Source organism: Holophagales bacterium (assembly GCA_016719485.1).
Taxonomy (GTDB): Bacteria; Acidobacteriota; Thermoanaerobaculia; order UBA5066; family UBA5066; genus UBA5066.
This window is the reverse complement of the sequence record JADJZB010000022.1, coordinates 56754-76290: the sequence shown is the minus strand read 5'-3', so window position 1 is coordinate 76290 and position 19537 is coordinate 56754. Positions and strand designations below refer to the sequence as shown.

17 protein-coding genes and 2 pseudogenes are annotated in these 19537 nt (G+C 73.7%); 7 read left to right on the top strand and 12 right to left on the bottom strand.

Annotation, left to right across the window (positions count from 1 at the left end):
* Positions 1-51 precede the first annotated feature (51 nt).
* From IPN03_15270 to IPN03_15260, 3 genes are read right to left on the bottom strand one after another with little or no spacing between them, the layout of a single operon-like run.
* Entirely contained in the window at positions 52-2442 is a 2391-nt protein-coding gene (locus IPN03_15270; protein MBK9375039.1) for a sucrose synthase, read from the bottom strand.
* Positions 2436-4580 carry an HAD-IIB family hydrolase gene (locus IPN03_15265; protein ID MBK9375038.1) on the bottom strand — a complete coding sequence of 715 codons (2145 nt, stop codon included), beginning with the start codon at positions 4578-4580 and terminating at the stop codon, positions 2436-2438. The genes IPN03_15270 and IPN03_15265 overlap by 7 nt, the downstream gene beginning before the upstream one ends.
* Entirely contained in the window at positions 4577-5536 is a 960-nt protein-coding gene (locus tag IPN03_15260) for a carbohydrate kinase (GenBank protein ID MBK9375037.1), read from the bottom strand. The genes IPN03_15265 and IPN03_15260 overlap by 4 nt, the downstream gene beginning before the upstream one ends.
* A gap of 106 nt (positions 5537-5642) precedes the next feature.
* Between IPN03_15260 and IPN03_15255 the strand changes: the two genes are divergently transcribed.
* Complete coding sequence (locus IPN03_15255) at positions 5643-6149, top strand: MarR family transcriptional regulator (GenBank protein MBK9375036.1); 507 nt, start codon at positions 5643-5645, stop codon at positions 6147-6149.
* Here the strand turns inward: IPN03_15255 and IPN03_15250 are convergent.
* From IPN03_15250 to IPN03_15215, 8 genes and pseudogenes are all read right to left on the bottom strand, one after another.
* Positions 6106-7431, bottom strand: coding sequence for a permease (locus IPN03_15250; GenBank protein MBK9375035.1), 1326 nt, complete (start codon positions 7429-7431; stop codon positions 6106-6108). The genes IPN03_15255 and IPN03_15250 overlap by 44 nt on opposite strands.
* A complete protein-coding gene (locus IPN03_15245; protein MBK9375034.1) occupies positions 7428-8066 on the bottom strand; it encodes a hypothetical protein in 639 nt (212 codons plus the stop codon). Before IPN03_15245 ends, IPN03_15250 begins: the two co-directional genes overlap by 4 nt.
* The gene (locus IPN03_15240) at positions 8063-8533 is read right to left on the bottom strand and encodes a hypothetical protein (protein MBK9375033.1); all 471 of its coding nucleotides are present in this window, start codon (positions 8531-8533) and stop codon (positions 8063-8065) included. The genes IPN03_15245 and IPN03_15240 overlap by 4 nt, the downstream gene beginning before the upstream one ends.
* A 44-nt stretch (positions 8534-8577) precedes the next feature.
* Positions 8578-9831, bottom strand: coding sequence for a cation:proton antiporter (locus IPN03_15235; protein MBK9375032.1), 1254 nt, complete (start codon positions 9829-9831; stop codon positions 8578-8580).
* Positions 9832-10235: 404 nt separating this feature from the next.
* Positions 10236-10766, bottom strand: a pseudogene (locus tag IPN03_15230) (DUF2202 domain-containing protein).
* A 257-nt stretch (positions 10767-11023) separates the two neighbouring features.
* Positions 11024-11455 (bottom strand): hypothetical protein, encoded by a 432-nt coding sequence (locus tag IPN03_15225; protein ID MBK9375031.1) that lies wholly within the window; start codon positions 11453-11455, stop codon positions 11024-11026.
* A 211-nt stretch (positions 11456-11666) separates the two neighbouring features.
* Positions 11667-13076 (bottom strand): sigma-54-dependent Fis family transcriptional regulator, encoded by a 1410-nt coding sequence (locus IPN03_15220; protein MBK9375030.1) that lies wholly within the window; start codon positions 13074-13076, stop codon positions 11667-11669.
* Complete coding sequence (locus tag IPN03_15215; protein MBK9375029.1) at positions 13054-14847, bottom strand: CHASE2 domain-containing protein; 1794 nt, start codon at positions 14845-14847, stop codon at positions 13054-13056. Before IPN03_15215 ends, IPN03_15220 begins: the two co-directional genes overlap by 23 nt.
* A gap of 90 nt (positions 14848-14937) precedes the next feature.
* On the opposite strand from IPN03_15215, the gene IPN03_15210 reads away from it, so the two are divergent.
* From IPN03_15210 to IPN03_15190, 5 genes are all read left to right on the top strand, one after another.
* Positions 14938-15663, top strand: coding sequence for a FecR domain-containing protein (locus IPN03_15210; protein ID MBK9375028.1), 726 nt, complete (start codon positions 14938-14940; stop codon positions 15661-15663).
* Between the two features lie 466 nt (positions 15664-16129).
* A complete protein-coding gene (locus IPN03_15205) occupies positions 16130-16723 on the top strand; it encodes a thioredoxin family protein (GenBank protein MBK9375027.1) in 594 nt (197 codons plus the stop codon).
* 114 nt (positions 16724-16837) lie between these two features.
* Entirely contained in the window at positions 16838-17368 is a 531-nt protein-coding gene (locus IPN03_15200) for a sigma-70 family RNA polymerase sigma factor (GenBank protein ID MBK9375026.1), read from the top strand.
* Positions 17365-17721, top strand: coding sequence for a hypothetical protein (locus IPN03_15195; protein MBK9375025.1), 357 nt, complete (start codon positions 17365-17367; stop codon positions 17719-17721). Before IPN03_15200 ends, IPN03_15195 begins: the two co-directional genes overlap by 4 nt.
* Complete coding sequence (locus tag IPN03_15190) at positions 17718-18827, top strand: hypothetical protein (protein ID MBK9375024.1); 1110 nt, start codon at positions 17718-17720, stop codon at positions 18825-18827. Before IPN03_15195 ends, IPN03_15190 begins: the two co-directional genes overlap by 4 nt.
* Here IPN03_15190 and IPN03_15185 read toward each other — a convergent pair.
* The gene (locus IPN03_15185; protein ID MBK9375023.1) at positions 18802-19038 is read right to left on the bottom strand and encodes a hypothetical protein; all 237 of its coding nucleotides are present in this window, start codon (positions 19036-19038) and stop codon (positions 18802-18804) included. The genes IPN03_15190 and IPN03_15185 overlap by 26 nt on opposite strands.
* Here IPN03_15185 and IPN03_15180 point away from each other — a divergent pair.
* Positions 18934-19485, top strand: a pseudogene (locus IPN03_15180) (YdcF family protein). The gene IPN03_15185 and the pseudogene IPN03_15180 overlap by 105 nt on opposite strands.
* Positions 19486-19537 lie beyond the last annotated feature (52 nt).

The window sequence follows — 19537 nt, the reverse complement described above, 5'->3', positions numbered from 1 at the left end:
GAGCCTCGAGGCGTTCGCGGGCGTTCCCCCGGCCGGTTGTCGCGTCCTCGCTCAGCCAGCGCCTCCACGGACGGCCGCGGCCCGCGGCCCGAGGAGGAGGTGGTCGAGGGTCTGCAGATAGCGCGCCGTCTCCTGCCGCTCGAGGCCGGAGACGAACTTCCAGAAGCCGTAGATCCGCGAGAACGTCATGATCCTCTCCGCGTAGCGGCGCCACGTGTAGCGGGCCGCGACCCGCGCGATGCCGGCCTCGGAGATCACGCTCCAGGCCCGGGGGTCTGCGGCGCAGCGCTCGAGGAAGTCCGCGATCCGCGCCGTGGCGGCGGCCCCGTCGTTGGGGTCGACGTGGAAGCCCGAGCGGCCGTCCTCGATGATCTCCGAAGGGCCCCCGTGGCAGGTCGCGAAGACCGGAAGGCCCGACACCATCGCCTCGACGACCGTCAGGCCGAAGGCCTCGAAGAGGGCGGGCTGAACGAAGACGCCGCGCCGGTCCGCGACCCAGCGATAGAGCTCGCCCGTCAGGTGGCGGTCGAGCCGCCGGCCGATCCAGCGGACCCCGCCGTCGAGCGCGTGGCGGGTCATGAGGTCGTGCAGCAGGAGCGCCTGCTCGCGCTCCTCGCCGTCGGCGCAGAGGCTCGTGTCGACGTGCCCGCCGACGACGACGAGGTTCGCGAGGCCCCGGAGCCGCTCGTCGTTCGCCCACCACGAGACGAGGCCGGCGAGGTTCTTGATCCGGTCGAGGCGGGCCATCGTGAAGACGATCGGCCGCTCCGGCGAGACGAGGCGCCCGCGGGCCGTGGGCCCCGGGTCGCCGAGGACGAGCTCCTCGAGCATCGGCGCGAGGCTCCCGAGGCGTCGCGCACCTTCGGTGAACGGGAAGTAGACGTCCTCGTCCGCGCCGGGCGAGACGATGTTGAACCGCGGGTCGAAGACGTCGACGCCGTTCACGACGCGGTAGAGACCGGGCATGGTGAACGAAGAGTAGCTCTCGTACTGCCCGACCGCCTCACTCGTCCCGGCGATCTCCTGGTAGGTGCTCGTCACGATGAAGTCGGCGCTGTTCATCGCGAAGAGGTCGGCGGTGTACTGGACGGAGAAGGCGTACTCCTCCTCCATCTCCTGCCAGTGGAGGGCGGAGAGGAGGTACTTCGTCTTCTCCAGGGCGTGGGCGATCGTCGCGTGCGTCACGCCGAGGCGCATCCCGATCAGGGCCGCGACGAGGTTGCCGTCGGAGTAGTTCCCGAGGATCAGGTCGGGGCGCCCGCCCATCTCCGCCGCGGCCTCGCGCTCGACCTCGCGCGAGAAGCGGTGGAGGTAGGGCCAGACCTTGAAGCGGGAGAGAAAGGAGCGGACGACGCTGCCGTCGGCCTCGCGGAACGGGACCCTCAGGATGACGGCGCTCCGGCAGCCGTCGATCGGCTCGAGCCGCTCGTCGCAGCCGGTCGACCCCGCTTCGGGGATGAGGCGCGTGACGACGACGATCCGCGGCTCGACGTCGACCCCCTGCACCGCCATCCGGTCCCGCATCTCGCGCTCCAGCGCGCGGACCTGGTCGAGGATGTAGACGACCTGCCCGCCGGTGTCCGGCAGGCCGAGGACCCCCGACTGGCCGAACCACCCGTGCGGAGACAGGACGAGGACGCGCGAGATCATCGGGACGCGGGCGAGGAACGCCTCGAGAAGCTCGGCCGAGGGAGCCTCGAAGAGGTCGATGAGGAGGCTCATCGTCTCGGCGGCGCGCCCCGCGGTCGCGCCCCAGCCGGGCGCGAAGCCGAGCCCGGCGAGGCGTTCCTCGAGGTCGCTCCACGGGGTCCCGGGGTTGGCCGTGGCGAGGAGCGCGTGCCCCTTCCTGAGGGCCGACCTCAGGGCCGCGGTGTCCGGAAAGCCCACGCGGAGGAGGAGCGAGCGTCCCTCGAGAGCGTGGAGGCCGAGGAAGCTGTGGATCCGGTCGGCCCCGGCGCCGCCGTCGCGGAAGAGCTGGCTGGCGAGGTGCCGGTTGAGGAACGAGAGCCCCTGGCCGATCGACCGCGGTTCGGTCAGTCGCGGAAAGCCGCGGGAGAAGGGGCCGAAGTCGAGCTCGAGCGGGTCCACGGCGTCCGCGTGCGTCACGAGGCCTTCCTTGAAGCGGAGGAACTCGGTGCTGGAGATCTCCTCGGGGACGAGGCGGTCGGCGTGGATCCGGGCGTAGGCCCACCGGCCGGGGCCGATCCGAAAGGAGAAGGCGGCCCACGGCGCCCGGAAGATCCCCTCCTGCACGGCGGCGACGGCCATCCCGAGGGCAGTCGCGGCGAGGTCGGCCTGCGCGTAGGCGAGGCGGACGTCGTCGAAGCCGCGGACGAGGTCCGAGCGGAGGAGGACCCCGCGTCCGTCGCGGAGCCAGCGGTTCATCAGGAGGACGAAGACGTCCGGGTGCGTCTCGGCGAAGTCGTGAAGACGGCTCAGCATGGGTCCTCCGTCGCGAACCGGTAGTGCCCGATCCCCTCGAGGATGCCGCCGGCGAAGGAGGCCGAGGCGAAGTAGACGCGGTCGCGGCCGCGGAGCTCCTCGAGCTCGGGCTTGTGGTTGCCGACGACGACGGCCATCGTGTCGCCGACGAGCATCTCGAGATCGTTCCCCGAATCGCCCGCAACGAGGAAGCTCTCGAGCGGCAGGCCGAGCCGGAGGGCGAGGAACCTCACCGCGAGCCCCTTCGAGGCGCGGACGGGCAGGACGTCGAGGAACTTCCCCTGCGAGAAGACGAGCCGGGCCGCGAGGCCGCGGGCGCGCAGGAGTCGCCTCACTCCTTCGAGGTCGACGGTCCTCCCGGGCAGGACGTCCCAGCTCGCCTTGAACGGCCCGTCGTTCACCGCCGGCTGCTTTTTCAGGCCCGGGGCCCCGGCGAGCGCGCGGACCACCTCCTCGCGCCTCCAGCCGTGGCGGATGTGGCCCTCCCAGGCCTTGTCGGGCTTCAGGTCGGGGGCAAAGCGGATCTCGGTGCCGACGGAGGTGACGAGGACGTCCGGGACCGGCACCTTCCAGGTCTCGAGGACCTCGAGGGTCCGGGGGAAGGAGCGCCCCGTGGCGACGCCGAACGCGACCCTCGGCGCGTTCGCGACCCGCCACCGAAGGAGCCGCGCGAGCGCCTCCTCGTCCCCGATGAGCGTGTCGTCGATGTCGGTGACGAGGAGGTGCGAGGCGTCGGCGAGACGGGCGAGAGGTGTCGCCCCGAGCGCGGCGTGTCGCCGCCGGAGGGCCTTGCGCTCACGCCGGAGGAGCCGGGTGCAGAGGGCGAGGTAGCGCTCCACGTGTCCGTCCCAGGAGTAGGTGTCGTGGACGCGGCGCAGCCCGTTGCGGGACCACTGGCTCCAGCGGGCGGAGTCGGAGAGGGCCTCGCGCAGGGCCTGCGAGAGGGCGTCGACGTCGCGGGGGTCGACGAGGAGGCCGTTGCGGCAGTTCGAGAGGATCTCCCGGGGGCCGCCGTCGGCGGTCGCGACGACGGGGAGGCCGCTCGCGGCCGCCTCGAGGATCGTGAGCCCGAACGGCTCGGTGAGAGCGGGGTTCACGAAGACGCCGCGGCGCCGGGCGGCGACGCGGTAGATCTCCGGGACGTCCTCCGGGGTGTGCGTCTTCGGGAGCGCGATCGAGCCCCAGAGGTCGTGCCGGTCCGCGGCGAGAAGGAGGTCCGTGAAGACCTCCCTCGCCTCCTCCTCGGCCGTGGCGACGTCGTCGCGCACTCCCGGCAGGATCGCGAGGTTCGCCCTTTCCCGCAGGGCCGGGTCGCGGCCGAACGCCTCGACGAGGGCGGGGAGGTTCTTCTTCGGCGAGGGGCGGCTGATGGCGAGGACGAGCGGGAGGTGCGGGTCCCGGAGCCAGCGGTCTATCGCAGGGAAGGACGTCCGCGTGCGGATCGGGATCGGCGGGGAGAAGCGCGACGTGTCGACGCCGGGCGGGACGACCGCGAACCGGCCGGGGCGGAAGTTGTCGTACTCGCCCCACTGCTCTTCCGCTTCCTGGCGCGTGCTCGCGAGGACGAGCCGGGCGTTCTCGAGGACCTCCTCCTCCGCGGCGATCCGGTGGGTGAACCGGAACTGGCGCTCGAGGCCCGACTCGAGCCGGCCGCCGGCGAGGAGGCGGGACCTCTTCGTCCGGCCGAGGGAGTGCCCCGTGTGGACGAGCGGGATGCCGAGGAGCTGCGAGAGGCGCACCCCGACGTAGCCCGCGTCGGCGTAGTGGGTGTGGATCAGGTGAGGGAGGCGTTCCTGGGCGCGCAGGTACTCGACGCAGCGGTCGACGAGGGCGGGAAGGTGCGGCCAGAGGAGCTCCTTGCGCAGGTACCGCCGCGGCCCGAAGGGGAGCCTCACGAGGCGGGCCTTCTCCCCGAGCGGCTCCTGGGGCACGGCGTAGTCGGGCCCGGCCGCCGGGTCCTCGACGAGGCGCGTCACGAGGTCGACGCGGGCGACGGCCGGGGAGCGCGCCAGGGCGCGCGCGAGCTCGAGGACGTAGGTGACCTGGCCGCCGGTATCGGGGTCGCGGCCGAGCTCCGGGCTCGTCCCGCGGACGAGCCCGTGGAGGCTCAGGTGGAGGAGGTAGAGGCCGCCGGTCACGGCGTCCCCCGTCCCCACGCCGAGAGGAACGGGGCGTAGAACGCCGGGTCCCCCGGGGTGGCCCCCGCGATCCGCGTCACGGCGCCGGCGAAGTCGACGCCGCGGCGGAGGCTCTCCTCGGCCGTCCAGCCCTTCACGAGGCCGAGGAGGACGACCGACGTGAAGGCGTCGCCGGCCCCGACGGTGTCGACGACGGGCCCGGGGGGCTCCGCGGCGGGGACCTCCACGAAGGTCACGACGTCTCCGCCGATCCGGGCGGCGACGAACGCCCCCTTCGCTCCGCGCGTGACGTAGAGGGCGCGCAGCCGGAAACGGCGGACGACGTCGGCCGAGAGCGCCTCGTGGTCCCGGAGCGTCAGACAGAGGAGGCGGCGGACCTCCTCGAGCTCCTCGTCGCTCACCTTGACGACGTGCGCGGCCGAAAGGGCCCTGCAGACGACGGAGCCGTCGTACCAGGAGGCGCGCAGGTTCAGGTCGGCGAGGCGGAGGGCCTTCGTGGCCGAGAGGACCTCGTGGAGGGCCGCCCGGGAAACGGGGTCCCTCTGGGCGAGGGTCCCGAACGCCACGACCGAGGGGCCCCACTCCTTCGTCACCCGTCCGGCGGCCTCGCCGTCGATCGCGTCGAATGCGGCCCCCTCGGGGATCTCGAACCGCGGCACACCGCCGCGGAGCGAGACGACGGCGCGCCCGCTGGGGCGGACCGCGTCGACTCCGACGCCGGAGGCGGGGACGCCGGCCGCGGCGAGGGCGCCGAGGAGGGTCGCGCCCGCCTCGTCGCGCCCGACGCGGGTCACGAGGAGCGGGGCGAGCCCGAAGCCCGCCGCGTGGCAGGCGACGTTGAACGGGGCGCCGCCGGGGACCTCTCCGCCGGGCAGCGCGTCGACGAGCGCCTCGCCGAAGACGCAGACGCGGGGCGACGGGGAGGGACCGGGGCGGGACGGGTGGCGCGGCGTCACGCACCGATCCTACCGGAAATTCGTTTGAGGTCAAAAGATTGGACCCCAAACCAACAGAGTCGTGGTGAAATCGGGGCGCGGCCGGCGCGGGCCGCGCGGAGGAGAGATGGGAACGTCCGGAGGACCGGAGAGCCCCGAGGAGGCACCGCTCGGAAAGGCTCTCGATTTCATGAAGCTCCTCTGGAGGCTCGACCACGCCCTCCAGACGGCATCGCGGCGCATGGCCTCGGCGCTCGGCGTCACGGGGCCCCAGCGCCTCGCCCTCCGGGTCGTCGGGAAGTTCCCGGGGATCAGCCCCGGGGAGGTCGCGTCCGTCCTGCGCCTCCACCCGAGCACGGTGACCGTCATCGTCAAGGGGCTCGAGCGCGCCGCGCTCGTCGAGCGGACGGAGGACCCCGTGGACCGGAGGCGGACCCGCCTCCGCCTGACGGGCGCGGGGAAGAGGGTCGCCGTCTCCGCATCGGGGACGGTGGAGGAAGCGACGCGCCGCACGCTCGGGCGGGTCGCTCCCGCGGACATCGAGGCCGCCGCGCGCGTCCTCTCGGCGCTCGCCGCCGAGCTGGAAGCCCCTACAGCGCGAGGATCGTCGAGACCAGCCCGACGGCGAGGATGATCCCGAAGGCGAGGAACCCGACCGGCGCGAACTGGAAGAAGCCGAGCTGGAGGGGCGTCCCGTCGTCGCCGCGCAGGCCGGCGCGCTCCACCAGGGCCTGCGTCAGCGGGCCGGCGGTCGCCGCCGTGAGGAAGAGGGAGCTGCCCGCGCAGACCGAGAGCGCGAGGCCGACGTAGATCGCCTCCGGCGGGTGGTCGCGGGCCAGCACCTCGGCGACCTCGAGGAGCGCCGCCATGCTCGGCCCGGCGGAGAAGACGCCGGTGAGGAAGGCGGAGGAGACGAGGAAGACGGCGACCTGGGCCGTCGGCGGGACCGGGAGCGACGCCAGAAGGCCGGCGGCCTCCTGGAAGACGCCCGTCTCGCGCACCGCGCCCACCATGACGAAGAGGCAGAGGAGAAAGAGGGTCGCCTCCACGTCGACGCGCGTCCGGGCGAGCCTCTCGCCGAGCTTACCGGCCGAGAGGAGGGCGGTCGCGGTCCCGACCCAGCAGATCAGCTCGGGGCCGACGCCCGAGGAGGCCGGGACGAGCAGCCACGCGGCGACCATGCCCGCGAGCGGGAGGAGCCCGCAGAGGAGGGCGCGGCGGTCGAGGCGGACGCCGCGGTAGAAGGCCGAGAGCGTCGCGACCGTCAGGCGGGCCGAGAGCGGCGTCTGCGCGAGCCCTCTCTCGGGCCGGGCGAACCCGAAGACGACGGCCAGGAGGACGACGAGCGCGACGAGCGTCAGGGGCGCGGCGCGAACGAGGTAGTCCGTGAACCCCATCGCGCCGCGGCCCAGCAGGAGGATCGCCGGGAAGTCGCCGATGGGGGTCGCGGCGCCGCCCAGGTTGCAGGCGACGAGGAGCGTCGAGAGGGTCCAGGTGAGGTAGCGCTGCGAGACCCCCATGAGCCGGAAGACGATCAGGATCACCGGCAGGAGGAGCATCAGCGCCGTGAGGTTGTTGACGAGGCCGCTCACGGCGTACATCCCGGCGACGAGGACGACCGCGAGGAGGCGCGGCGCGGCGCGCGTGGCGCGCGCGACCCGGACGGCGAGGAGGCCGAAGAGGCGCGATGCGACGAGGACCTCGGTGACGAGGCCGAGACCGACGAGGAGGACGAGGACGTCCCAGGGGACGCCCGCGAGGAGCTTCCCCGTCGTCGAGATGCCGGCGAGGCTGACGACGAGGCACGAAAGGGCGGCCCCGAACGTGACGACGACGAGGCGAAGCGAAGGCCGCGCCGCCTGCAGGAGGATCGCAGCGGCGAGGATGGCCGCCGTCGCGGCGGCGGCGGGCGTCACACGAGCCTCGTGAAGGTCCCCGCGGGGACCTCGGTGAGCCAGCGGGGGTAGAGGCCCATGGGACGGCCGAGGACGTCCCAGCCGACGAGCTCGCGGAAGATCGGCCTCACGTCGTCTCCCGCGACCCTGAGCCACGCCGGCGCGACGTGGGTGACCTCGCCCTCGACGCCGTAGACGAAGGTCATCAGGCCGCTCTTCGACCCGGCCCAGCTCGCAAGGGCCGGCATCTCGACGAGCTCGAGGCGGCCGGCGTAGTTGTCGGCGAGCCGGGTCCAGTCGGCCTCGAGGGTCGCGGTCCTCACGAGGCCGATGCGGACCTCGTGCGCGGGAAGCGCCGGGACGAGCGCATCGAGGAAGTCGGCCTCGAAGCCGACGACGAGGATGCGCCGGAGGCCGGAGAGCGCCTCGAGTACCGGTTCGGGGTCTGGCTCGTGGGACGGATTCCCGTCGAGGGCCGCGGCGGAGACGGCGTCGAGGACCGGGAAGGGCCGGCCGAGCCGGTCCCGGAGCTCCACGAGAGCCTCCGTTCCGGCCGCGGAAGCCTCCCTCACGAAGAGGCGGGAGGCGCTGCACATTCCGAGCTCGGCGGCCGCGGTCCGGAAGGCGTCCTCGAGGCCGGGGCCGAAGAGGCTCATCGCCTCGCGGCGCGGTCGAGGAGCTCGTGGAGGATGGTCGCCATCACGACGTTGGCGACCGCGTGCTGCGGCGGGCCGTCGGCGAGGCAGTCGACGATGGCGTCGAAGTCGCGGCTCTCGCGGGGGGCGAGGCGTTCGACCGCCGCCTCCGGCAGGCGGATCGGGTAGGTGGCGTCCTCGCCTCCCTCGTGCCGCAGGTGGGGCGGCAGGCGCATGGGGACCGGAAGGCCCGGGCCGCTTCCTCGACCGTCCGCCCCGAGGGCCTTCGCGAGGTCGCCCAGGAGCTTCAGGAGGACGAAGTTGGCGCCGCGGTGGTGGAGCGGCCCCTCCTCCACGAGGCAGCGGGTGAGGAACCTCCGGTCCGCTGGGTCGGCGACCCACGGCTCGAGAAGCGCGTCGATCTCCTCGGGGCGGATGAAGCGCGTCACCGCGGACTGCGAGCGGTGGTGGTGCGGGCCGGGAGGCATGGCGGGACGATAGCAGCCGGGAGGGAGAGAGCCGGGTGGCCGGGTCAGGCGATGCGGCCGGCGGAAAGAACCCTTGCCTGCCCCCGCCGGGTCGCCTGGAACGCGAAGACCATCGCGAGGTTCGTGACGACGAGGACGACGAACGCGTAGAGCGGGAAGCTCTCGGATCCCGGGAGGCCCGCCGCCATCGCCTCGAAGGCCAGGACGGCCGTCACGAGCCCGCGCGGGAAGAGGGCGGCGACGTCGTTCGTCTCGGCCCGCGTGAGCGGCAGGAGGCCGACCCGGTTCACGCCGACGATCGCCGCGCGCCGGCCGAGGACGCAGATCGCGGCGAAGGCCACCGCCGCAGCACCCGTCCTCGGCGTGATCCCCCTCCAGTCGACGACGACTCCGAGGAAGACGAAGAAGAACGTCAGGACGACGAACGTCGTCTGGCGCATGAAGCGGTGGATCGCCTCGCGCATTTCCTCGAAGCTCCTCACGTCCTGCTCCGGGAGCTCCCGCCGGAACGCGCGCTGCAGCAGGACGGGCTCGTTGGCGAGGACGATCCCGAAGGCGACGACGGCGACGGCCGAGGCGCCGCCCATGGCGCTCACGGAGCCGTCGAGGAGGAGGGCGACTCCGAACGTCAGGGCCTCGCCGAGGCGCAGGGCGCCCGTTCCGGAGGCCCAGCGGAGGTAGCGGCTCCAGACGAGGCCCACCCCGACGGCCACCGCCGCCCCGACCGCGAAACCCACCACCGTGGACCTCAGGACGAGGGCCGGGACCGACTGGCCCGAGAGCGCGCCGATCGCGATCTCGACACCGAGGATGCCGAGGACGTCCGCGGTGGCGGCGTCGAGGACGAGCCGGGTCCGCAGTTCCGTCCCCAGGCCGAGGGTGCCGAGGACCGGAAGGACGACCGCGCTCGACGGGACGCCCAGGACCGAGCCGAGGGCGAGCGCCGAGGGACCGGGGAGGCCCAGGACCCCGTGGGCGAGAAGGGCGATCGTTCCGGCCGTGAGGACGAAGCTGAGCGCCGCGAGGAGGGTGCCCGCGGCGAGCCCCTTGATCGACTCGTCGAGGTCGAGGCCCATGCCGCCCTCGAAGAGGATCGTGACGAGGGCGAGGCCGCCGAAGTAAGGGGCGGCCCTGAGGAACTCGGCGCCGGGGAGGATCTTCAGGACCGGTCCGAGGAGAACGCCGAACGCGATGAGGAGGACCGCGGCCGGGACGCGGGTGCGGAGGAAGAGGACGTCCGCCGCGTACGAGAGGACGAGGAGCGCTCCCAGCAGCCAGAGGAACGCCGAGGGCGTCACAGGCACATTCTAGGGGAGGGGTTTCGTCTGCCACTGGCTTCATCTCCTTCCCGTCGTTCCGCGCGAGGCCTCTCCGGCGGAGTCCCCGGGGGCTGGAGCGCCGGAAACGGGGGCGGGCGGCCCCTCTGCCGGCCCGCCCCTCGGGCCGCCCGGGCTGCGAACCCGACTGGCGGCTCGTCAATTGCCTCCGCCGTTGCCGCCACCGTTGCCGTTCCCGCCGCTGGTCGCGCCGCCGTTGCCGTTCCCGGTTCCCGTGCCCGTGCCGTCACAGCTGCCCTGGCCACCGGCCGGCCCCTGGCCTGCCGCGGGTCCCCTGGGGCCCTGGCCTGCAGCAGCCCCAGCCCGTCGCAAGGGCCGGCGGGGATCCCTTCGACGGGCAGGCCGGCCGCGTCATAGACGACGTGCCGTTCGGCCGGCGTCGAGATGATCTCGGCGGCCTCCTCCGGGCTCAGGAACTGGGGTACGTAGGTCACGCCGGAAGCGGCGAGGAGGGCGACGAAGGAGCGGAGATGGTTGCGCGATCCTTTCGCGAGGTTCTGCATCACCGTGTCGACGTCGACGTTGTCGGCGTCCTCGATCAGCTCTTCGACGTCGGCGAGGTCGAGGTCTTCGATCGTCGCCCCGACGACGAACGCCTCGGCGAGGCTGACGGAGCCCTTCTCGACGAGGCTCACGTAGAGAGCCTGGAGCCGCTCGTTCGCGAAAACGCCGGGAGCCTTACCGTCAGCCGGGTCGGCCAGCTCGTAGCGCGTCAGGAGGAAGGCCACGGCGTCCATGTGCTGCTGCTCGGCGGCGGCGATCGCCGTGAAGGCGCGCTGGCCCCACTTCGCGGCGAGCGCGGTGTAGACGTCGCGGGCCAGCTTCTCCTCCTCACGGGTGAAGAGCAGGCCTTCCTTCTCGACGTCGGAGAGCGGCGCGACGGGGAGCGTCGCCATGTAGGTGGAGAGGCCGTCGCACGGCGGGTCGGTCGGCTTGCCGGGGCCGGCGGCGGCGAGCGGCGTGGAGACGGCGAAGGAAGCGAGGAGGACGAACGTCGAAAGGGCGTGGCTTCTCATGGCTTTCTCCTTGTGGACCCGCGGGTCCGGTCTTTATCTGGGCGCTTCGTCGGGAGTGGCTCGGATCGGGAGGGAGCGGCCCCGACCCGTTCGGGGCCGCTCCGGGTGGTTCGGGAGGATTCGTTACGGCCCGGCGTTCAGCCGCGGCCGCCGCGACGGCCGCCGGAGCCGCGGCTCGAGGAGCCGGAGCTTCCCTGGGGGCCGGACCCGGTGCAGGTGCCGCTCCCCGAGCCCCTTCCGCTCGCCTTGCCGTAGCCGGTCCCGTCCTTCGGGCCGCTCCCGGCGTTGCCGGTGCCGTTGCCCGGGCCGGCGCCGGTCCCCTTGCCGGTGGCCTGGCCGCCGGCCTGCGGGTTCTCTCCGCCGTATTTCGCGGACGAGCCGTAGCCGGTGCCGTCCTTCGGGGCGGGGGCGGGGGCGGTGCCGTCGCCGGGGCCGGCCTTGCGGGCCTCGCCCGACTGCGCGCCGGAGCCGTTCGCGGGGCCCTGCTGGGCGTCGGCGGGGAGGGCGAGCGTGCCGGCCAGGAAGAGGGCGCCCACGAGGAGGGTCGAGAGCTTCTTGGTGCTGTTCATCTGCGTCTCCTTTTCGTCGCTTCCGGGTCGTCCTCGTCGGCTCCCGGTTCGCCTTCCTCCCTTCCAAGAGGCGTGCCAGGGGCCGCCGGCCGCCGCGTGAAGAGCGCAAACCCGCATTCTTAGGGGCTCGCGGGCGATTCGGGGGCTCCCGGGAGGACTTTCGGCGACTGCAGCTCCTGCAGTGCGGGGTGAAAGGACGCAGGCCCCGGGGTCAGTCGGACCCGGGGTCGTCCCCGTCCGGGTCGGCCGCGCCCCACGCCTTCAGCTTGCGCGAGAGGGTCTTGCGCTCGATGCCGAGGATCCGCGCGGCCGCCGACCGGTTTCCGCCGGTGGCGGAGAGGACCTCGAGGATGTGCCGGCGCTCCACCTCGTCGAGGCTCGAGAGCGCCTCGGCGGGTCCGGCAGCGGCGGCGGCCGCGGGAGGAGCGGGAGCGGCGGCGTCCTCTGCCGCCGGGGTGGCGGCCCGCCCGGACGACGCGAGGAGACGCGCCGCGACGGCGGCGTCGGAGAGCGCCCCCGTGTCGATGAGGAGCCGCCTCACCACCTGCTCCAGCTCGCGGACGTTGCCGGGCCAGGCGTGCGCCGCGAAGGCGGCGAGGACCGCGGGAGAGGCGGGGGGCGCTTCGGCGAGGCCCAGCTCCCGAACGGCCCCGGCGCGGAAGTGCTCGACGAGGAGCGGCAGGTCGGCGAGCCGCTCTCGCAGCGCCGGCAGCCGGACCTCGTAGCCCGCGAGCCGGAAGTAGAGGTCCTGCCGGAAGCTCCCCGCGGCCGAGAGCGCGGCGAGGTCGCGGTGCGTCGCGGCGACGACCCTCACGTCGACCGGCTCGGAGCGCTCCGCGCCGACGGGCCGCACCGTCTTCTCCTGGAGGAAGCGGAGGAGCTTCGTCTGGAAGGAGGGCGAGACGTCGCCGATCTCGTCCAGGAAGACGGTGCCGTGCTGCGCCTCGCGCAGCGCCCCGCGCCGGTCGCGGTCGGCCCCGGTGAACGCGCCGCGGACGTGCCCGAAGAGCTCGCTCTCCAGGAGCGTGTCGGGGATGGCGCCGCAGTGGACCGCGACGAACGGGCCGTCGGGGTGCGCGCCGAACTGGTGGAGGGCGCGGGCGACGAGCTCCTTGCCCGTGCCGGTCTCGCCGAGGACGAGGACCGTCACCGGCAGGCGCGCGACGCGCGCCACGGCGTTGTAGACCTCGACCATCGCGGGGTGCGAGCCGACGATGAGGCTCCGCGGCCCGTCCGGGTCGACCGGCTCGCCCCCCGCCGGGGGCGGCGCGAGGGCGGCCGCGATCCGGCCGAGGAGGTGCGCGAGGTCGAACGGCTTGGCGACGTAGTCGGTGACGCCGAGGCGGGCGGCGATCGTCGCGGTCTCGACCGTCCCACGCGCCGTCATCAGGACGATCTTCGGCGGGTGCGATCCCTCGCGCAGGCGGGAGAGGAGCGAGAGGCCGTCCTCTCCCGGCATGTAGATGTCGGAGAGGACGAGGTCGACCGGCGCGCGCGTGACCTGCGCCATCGCCTCGGCGACGCTCGCGGCGCGGCGGACCGTATACCCCGCCTTCTCGAGGGCGAGGGCCGCCGTCTCGCGGATGGCGGTGTCGTCGTCAACGACCAGGATCGTGGCCAGTGTCCGGCTCCTTCGTGCGGGGCTGCTCCCGGAGAGCGGGGAGGACGACCTCGAAAACGCTTCCCGTCCCGTCCGCGCTCCGCACCGAGACGTGCCCGCGGTGCCAAGTTACCACCTCGCGGACGAGCGAGAGGCCGAGGCCGAGCCCCTCGGCGCCGCCGGTCCCGCTGCCGCGGACGAACCTCCCGAAGACCCTCTCGCGCTCGGCCTCGGGAATCCCCGGTCCCCCGTCGGTCACGCTGAGGAGCGCATCGTCCCCGCGAAACGTCACGGCGAGGCGGACGGGCGAGGAGGGGGGCGAGAACTTCAGCGCGTTCCCGACGAGGTTGTCGACGACGCGGGCGAGGAACCCCTCGTCCCCGAGGACGAGGATGCCCTCCTCCGCCGTGGCCGACACGCGCCCCGGCGCGCCTGCGCCAATCGCCGCGGCCCTGTGCGCGACGAGGGCGCCGAGGTCCACCGGGCGGGCGGTCGCGTCGAAGTCCGCGAGGCGCACCTTCTCCACCGCGTTCAGCGACTCGATCATCCCGCCGAGCCGCTCGGTCTCCTCGCCCACCATCGCCACGACGCGCGCGCGCTCGGCCGGCGAGAGGTCGAAGCCGGAGAGGAGCTGCGTGAGGCCGCGGACGGCGGTGAGGGGCGTCTTCATCTCGTGGACGGCGACGCGCCGCGCCTCCGCCTCCTCGGTCCTCAGGGCTTCTCCGCGGGCCGCCTCCCTCTCGCCCCGCCACGCCGCGCGCGCCTCGACCGCGAGGATCACGAGGAGCGTGCCACCGGTGAGCGTCGCGACCGGCAGCTCGACCCCCGCCGCCAGGAGCGGCGCACCGAGACCGAGCGGCACGAGCGCGAGGGCACCGAGCAGGAGACGCCGTCGCGGACCCGCGCTTCGTCCCGCGAAGAGGGCCAGAACGGCGAACGCCGCCGCGAGGAAGCCGGAGGCGAACGGCGGGACGGGCCAGAGGAGCCCGCCCGCGAGGAGGCAGGAGGCGGTGGCCGCGTGGATGAGAACGCCCGGCTCGGGTGTCCCCGAAGGGGAGCCGGGCGTGACGAAGCGGTCGCCGAGCCCGGCCGCGGTGACGCCGAGGAAGACGACGCGGCCGCGCAGTTTCCCGCCGGAGCGCCCCGCGAGGAGGTCGGCCGCGCCGACGAGGGGGACTCCCGCCGGGCGGTGACGGAAGTCGGGGACGAGGACGCGCCCCACGGGGACGGGGCGCGCCGGCCCGTCCGCGAGAGAGACCGCGGCGACCGCGAGCGCCGGGAGGGAGAAGCCGTCCCGCTGCTTCGTCGCGCTCAGCCGTCGCATCACGCCGTCGTGGTCGACGTCGAACGAGGTCTCGGCCAGCCTCCCGGCTCCGCGCAGCGACGGCGCCGGGAGGAGCCAGCCCGCCTTCGCGTCGAGGCCGGCCGCGAGGATCGACGGCATTTCCCCGAGGCGTGCCGCGAGGGCGTCGTCGCCCTCGCCGGGCGCGACGAGGAGGACGTCGATCGCGAGGACGCGCGCCCCCGCTTCGCGGGCCGCCCCGGCGACCGCGGCGAGCCGGGTACGGGGCCAGGGCCACGGTCCCTCGGTGGCGAGTGCGCCCTCGTCGATCGCGACGACGGCGACGTCGGTTACCGGTCGCGACGGGAGAGTCCGGAGGAGGGCGTCTCTCACCGGCAGGTCGAGCGCCGCCGGAAAGCCCGACGCGAGCGCGAGGGAAACAGCGAGAAAGGCCGCGACGGGGACGGCGGCCTCGAAGGTGGCGGGTCGAAGACGCAGGCGCGGGGGCACCGCTCGCCAGTATCCTCGACCGGGAGCCCCGCCGGGGCCTGGGGGCACGATGGCCCGCCGCTTGCGAACGGCGAAGGGAAGGAGGAGCCGATGACCAGGACCTCGACTCTCTTGTTCACGCTCCTCGCCGCGACGGGCCTCGGCCTCGCCCAGGCCCCGTCCGGCGAACGGCTCGCCTACCGCTTCGACGAGGTGAAGAGCAAGGTCGTGAGGGTGCCCGGCGGCGACGAGGAGCGGGGCGTCCGGGTCTCGGCCGGGGACCCGGCGGAAGCCGGCGACGTCGTGAAGACCGGTCTCTTCGGCCGGACGGTCCTCGCCGTCCCCGATCGCGCCGCGCGCTTCGAGGTCTTCTCCTCCACGCGGGTCCGTCTCGCCGGCGGCGAGCCGGGGGTCCTCCTCGTCCTCGAGAAGGGGCGCCTCAAGGCCGCGTTCGACGCCTTCACCGGCGCGTCCGAGGCGCGGCGCGTCGCGGCGCCCGGGGCCCTTCTCGCCGTCCGGGGAACGCGCTACGGCCTCGAGGTCGCGGGAGGCGAGAGCGTCCTGGCGGTCTTCGAGGGGACGGTCGAGGTCTTTCCCTCGGACGGGTCTCCGATCGTCCGCGTGGAACGGGACCAGTACTGCGTCTTCGGGCCGAAGACCCCGCCGCGCAAGGAACAGATGGGGAAGACCGGAATGAGCGAGAAGTCGTGGGGCTCGCGCGGCTCGGGGATGACGGACGGCAGGCAGGGAACACCGGGTGAGGGCTCGCAGGGTCCTGCCGGTCCGGGAACGCAGGGGCGCCAGGGCGGCTCCGGCGGGGGACGCGGAGGGCACTGAGCGAGACGGGCGCCCCGGACCCTTCAGGCCCGGGACGCCGTCCCTTCCAGACCCGGCCCGGGTCATTACGACCCGGCGGGGTACGTCCTTTGCGCCCTACCTCGGCAGCAGGGTCCTCGGGTCGTTCGTCCTCGCATCGATGACCGAGGCATAGGCGGCGAAGGCGCCTCCCGAGGGACCCGAGGGGTCAGTTCCGTTTTCCGTTGGAGCCGTCGGTGCGCGAGGAGGTTGCGCAAGGTCCGCCCCTCGTTATTCGGGCTCGCCGCCACTCGAGAGCCCAACGAAAAACGGAACTGACCCCAGTGTCCGAGAGCCAACGAAAAACGGAACTGACCCCAGCGTCTCCAGGGACCGCAGGTCGGCCATTCGTTCGCATGGGACCTCCGGAGGAAGTGTCGGGCGGCTAACGCGCCGTGGCCGGCGGAACGCAACGAAGGCGGACCGGCCTCCGTAGAATCCCCATGTGATGAAGAAGTCCCTTCTCTCCCTCGCCGTCGTCGCCCTGTTCGCGTTCCCGGCATCCGCCCAGCCCGGGCCCGGAGTCACTCCCGCCCCGCAGGTGAAGCCGACCGACGCCCCCCGCCGGGGAGGGCCAGGGTTCGGCCCGGGCGTCGGTAGCGAGACCCCCGCGACGCCGGCTCCCGCGGCGGCGAAGCCCGCGGCACCCGCCGTCTACGACGAGTCGGCCGACGCAAAGGCCGACGTGGCCGCCGCGCTGGCGAAGGCGAAGAAGGAAAAGAAGAGAGTCCTCGTGACGCTCGGTGCGAACTGGTGCGGCTGGTGCCGGAAGCTCGACGGTCTCTTCACGAAGGACGAGAAGATCGCGCCCGCCCTCGCGAAGTCGTACGTTCCGGTGAAGGTCGACGTGGGAAGGATGACGAAGAACCTCGACCTCGCCGCCTCCTGGGGCGTCGACCCGAAGAAGGGCGTCCCCCTTCTCGTCGTCATCGACGAAAAGGGGAACGCGGTGAAGGTCCCGTCGACGGAGACCCTCGAGTCCGGGAAGGGGTACGACACGGCCAAGGTCCTCGCCTTCCTCGAGACGTACGCCGGGCACTGACGATCTCCCGGTAAGGGATGTCCCGGACCGGCCCGGGCCGTCGCCGTCGAAGGCATCAATGAGCTTTCTGGGCACGGCGGCGTCACGGGACGCCGCCGTGCGACATTACGGAGCGTGGACGCCGTACGGAATGAGGTCGAGCGGGCTCCGGTCGAGCCGGTCCTGCAGGAAGCCCTTCGCCTCTCGTCAGCTCTCCGGGCCTTCTTCGAGCATCGCGGTCACGGGGACGAGGCCCGGGATCTCGTCCAGGATCTCTTCGTCCTCCTGCTGAGCCGTCCGGGCGGCTTCGTCGCCTCCGCGCCCGGGCCGCTCCGTTCCCTCCTCTTCGCCGTCGCCTGGCGCATCGGGGCGAACGCGTCGAGGCGGCGCCGCCCCCTCTGCGCGTTCGACGAGGCGGGCGACGGCCTGCCGGTTCCGGCCCTCGACCCCGAAGCCCGCGCCGTTCTCACCGAGCGAGCCCGCCGGGCCGCGGCGGCGCTCGACTCGCTCCCCGAAGGGACCCGCCGGGCGCTCCTCCTCGTCGCCGACGAGGGGATGACTCCGGCCGAGGCCGCCCGGGCGCTCGGCATTCGCGAGGAGGCCCTGCGGGCGCGCCTCAGCCGCGGCCGGCGCCGCATCGCACAGATCCTGGAGGAAGACCGATGACCTGCCCCCTCTTCGACCACCTCGACGACGAGGCCCTCTCCGCGCACCTCGAAGCCTGTCCCGCGTGCGCCGGCGCGGCGCGCGCGGATGCCCGCCTCGCGGACCCGCTCGTCGCCGCGGCCACGGCGGCCCGCCGGTTCCGCGCCGCGAGGCGCCGGGCCTCGTCGGGGCTCCTCGCAGCATCGCTCGTTGCCGTCGCGCTCCTCGCCGTGCAGGCCGCGCGCCGCCCCGAGCCCCGTCCCGTCTACGTCCTCCAGGGAGACGACACGGGCGTCGTCCTGACCGGCCCCGACCTGGTCCGCCGCGCCGAGTCGCTCGCCCCTCGCGCTCCCCGGAAAGGAGATCGCACGTGATCGCTTCGCTGCTTCTCGCCGCCCTCCTGGCGGCGACGCCCGGGCCTGAGCCCGCCCCGCCCCAGGCCCCCGTCGCGGTGAAGCCTGCCCGCCTCGACGCGCCGATCACGCTCCGCGTCAAGGACTCCTCGCTCGTCGACCTCCTCGAGAAGATGGCCGACCTTCTCGGCGTCACGCCGATCCTGGAACCGGGCGTGGTCGGCCGGGTGAGCCTCGACCTCGAAGAGATTCCGCTTTCGAAGGCTCTCGTGGAGATCGGCGTCCAGACGGGAACAGAGATCACGATCTCCGGAAAGGTTCTCCGCGCGAGGTGGAAGGACAGGGCCCGGGCCGGCGCCGCGACCGCCCCGCCGTCGACGCTGCGGACGGGCGTCTTCGGCGAGGTCCTCCGCGTCTGGATGGAGGGCGCCGAAGACCGGCCGACCGCCATCCGCGTCCCCGCGTACGTCGGGACCGTCGACCTGCCGGGCTGCCGCGAGCCCGTCACGATCGCGCCGCTCGGGCCTTTCAGCGGGAAAGCGTACGGCGTCGCGCTGGCCTCGCGTGACGGCGAGAACGGACGGCCGATGGCGAGGATCCTGTACGGTGCCGCGGCGGAGGGAAGGAAGCTCCTCCTGCCGGGCTGCGATACGAAGCTCGTCGCCGAGGGCGGCGACGTGGGGGCCGCGACCGGCGTCGTGGAGCCCCGCCGCGTCGACATGGGTGAGCCTCTCGTCGCCACGATTCGCCTTCTCGAAGTGACCGAGGAGCGCGAGGAGGCGCTCTCCGAGCCGAAGATCGCCTTCCCCGCCAACTCGGGGTGGAGCGTGAAGAGCGGGTGGGAGGCCGCCGGGCCGAACGCGTCCGCGCAGGAGTTCGAGGTCCACGGCGCCGCCCTCGTCGTTCGCGAGGCCGACGAGTCCGCCCTGTTCGCGGTCATCGCGCAGGTCACGTCGACGCCACCGGCGGCGAGCGGCGGCGAGCCGCGTTCCGCCCGTCGCGCGGAGTCGTTCCTGCTCCGGAAGGGGCAGCCGGTCCGCTGGACCCTCGACTCCTCCTGGGACGGCGGACGCGCGGCTCTCGTCCTCGAGATCACGCTCGTCAGGGTGGGCGCCGTTCCGCGCTGAGCGCCGGGCCTGCGATCATCGAGGCGTGCTCCTCGCCTCGAAGATCGCGGCCACGCTCGTCCTTCCGCTGAATCTCGCGATCCTCCTCGGCCTCGTCGCGCTCGTCATGGCGCGGCGGCGCCGGGGAGCGCTCGCGGCCACCTTCGGCTTCCTCGCGCTGGCGATTCTCGTCACGGCATCGCTCCCGGTGGTGAGCGACGCCCTCGCTCACTCGCTCGAGCGCGCGTACCCGCCCTCCGACCCCGCCGCCGCGCCGACGGCCGGGGCTATCGTCGTCCTGGGCGGCGCCCTGGCCCCGGGGGCTCCCCCGAGGCTCGGCCCCGAGCTCGTCGATTCCTCGGACCGGATCCTCCACGCCGCCCGCCTCTTCCGCGCCGGGAAGGCCCCGCTCGTCATCCCGACCGGCGGGCGCCTCCCGTGGTCTCCCGCGCCGCGCACCGAGGCGGCCGAGATCGCGGACCTCCTCGTCGAGTGGGGCGTTCCGCGCACGGCGATCGTCGAGGAGGGGAAGGCCCGGACGACCTCCGGCAACGCGGTCGAGACCGTGAAGCTCCTCCGCGCGCGCGGCGTGAGGCGCGTCCTTCTCGTCACCTCGTCGCTCCACATGCGGCGCGCCCTCGCCTCGTTCCGGGCCGAGGGGCTCGAGGCGATCCCGTCGCCCTGCGACGCCCTCGTCGTTGCGCCGAAGCCGCGCGGAGGCGCTCGACTGG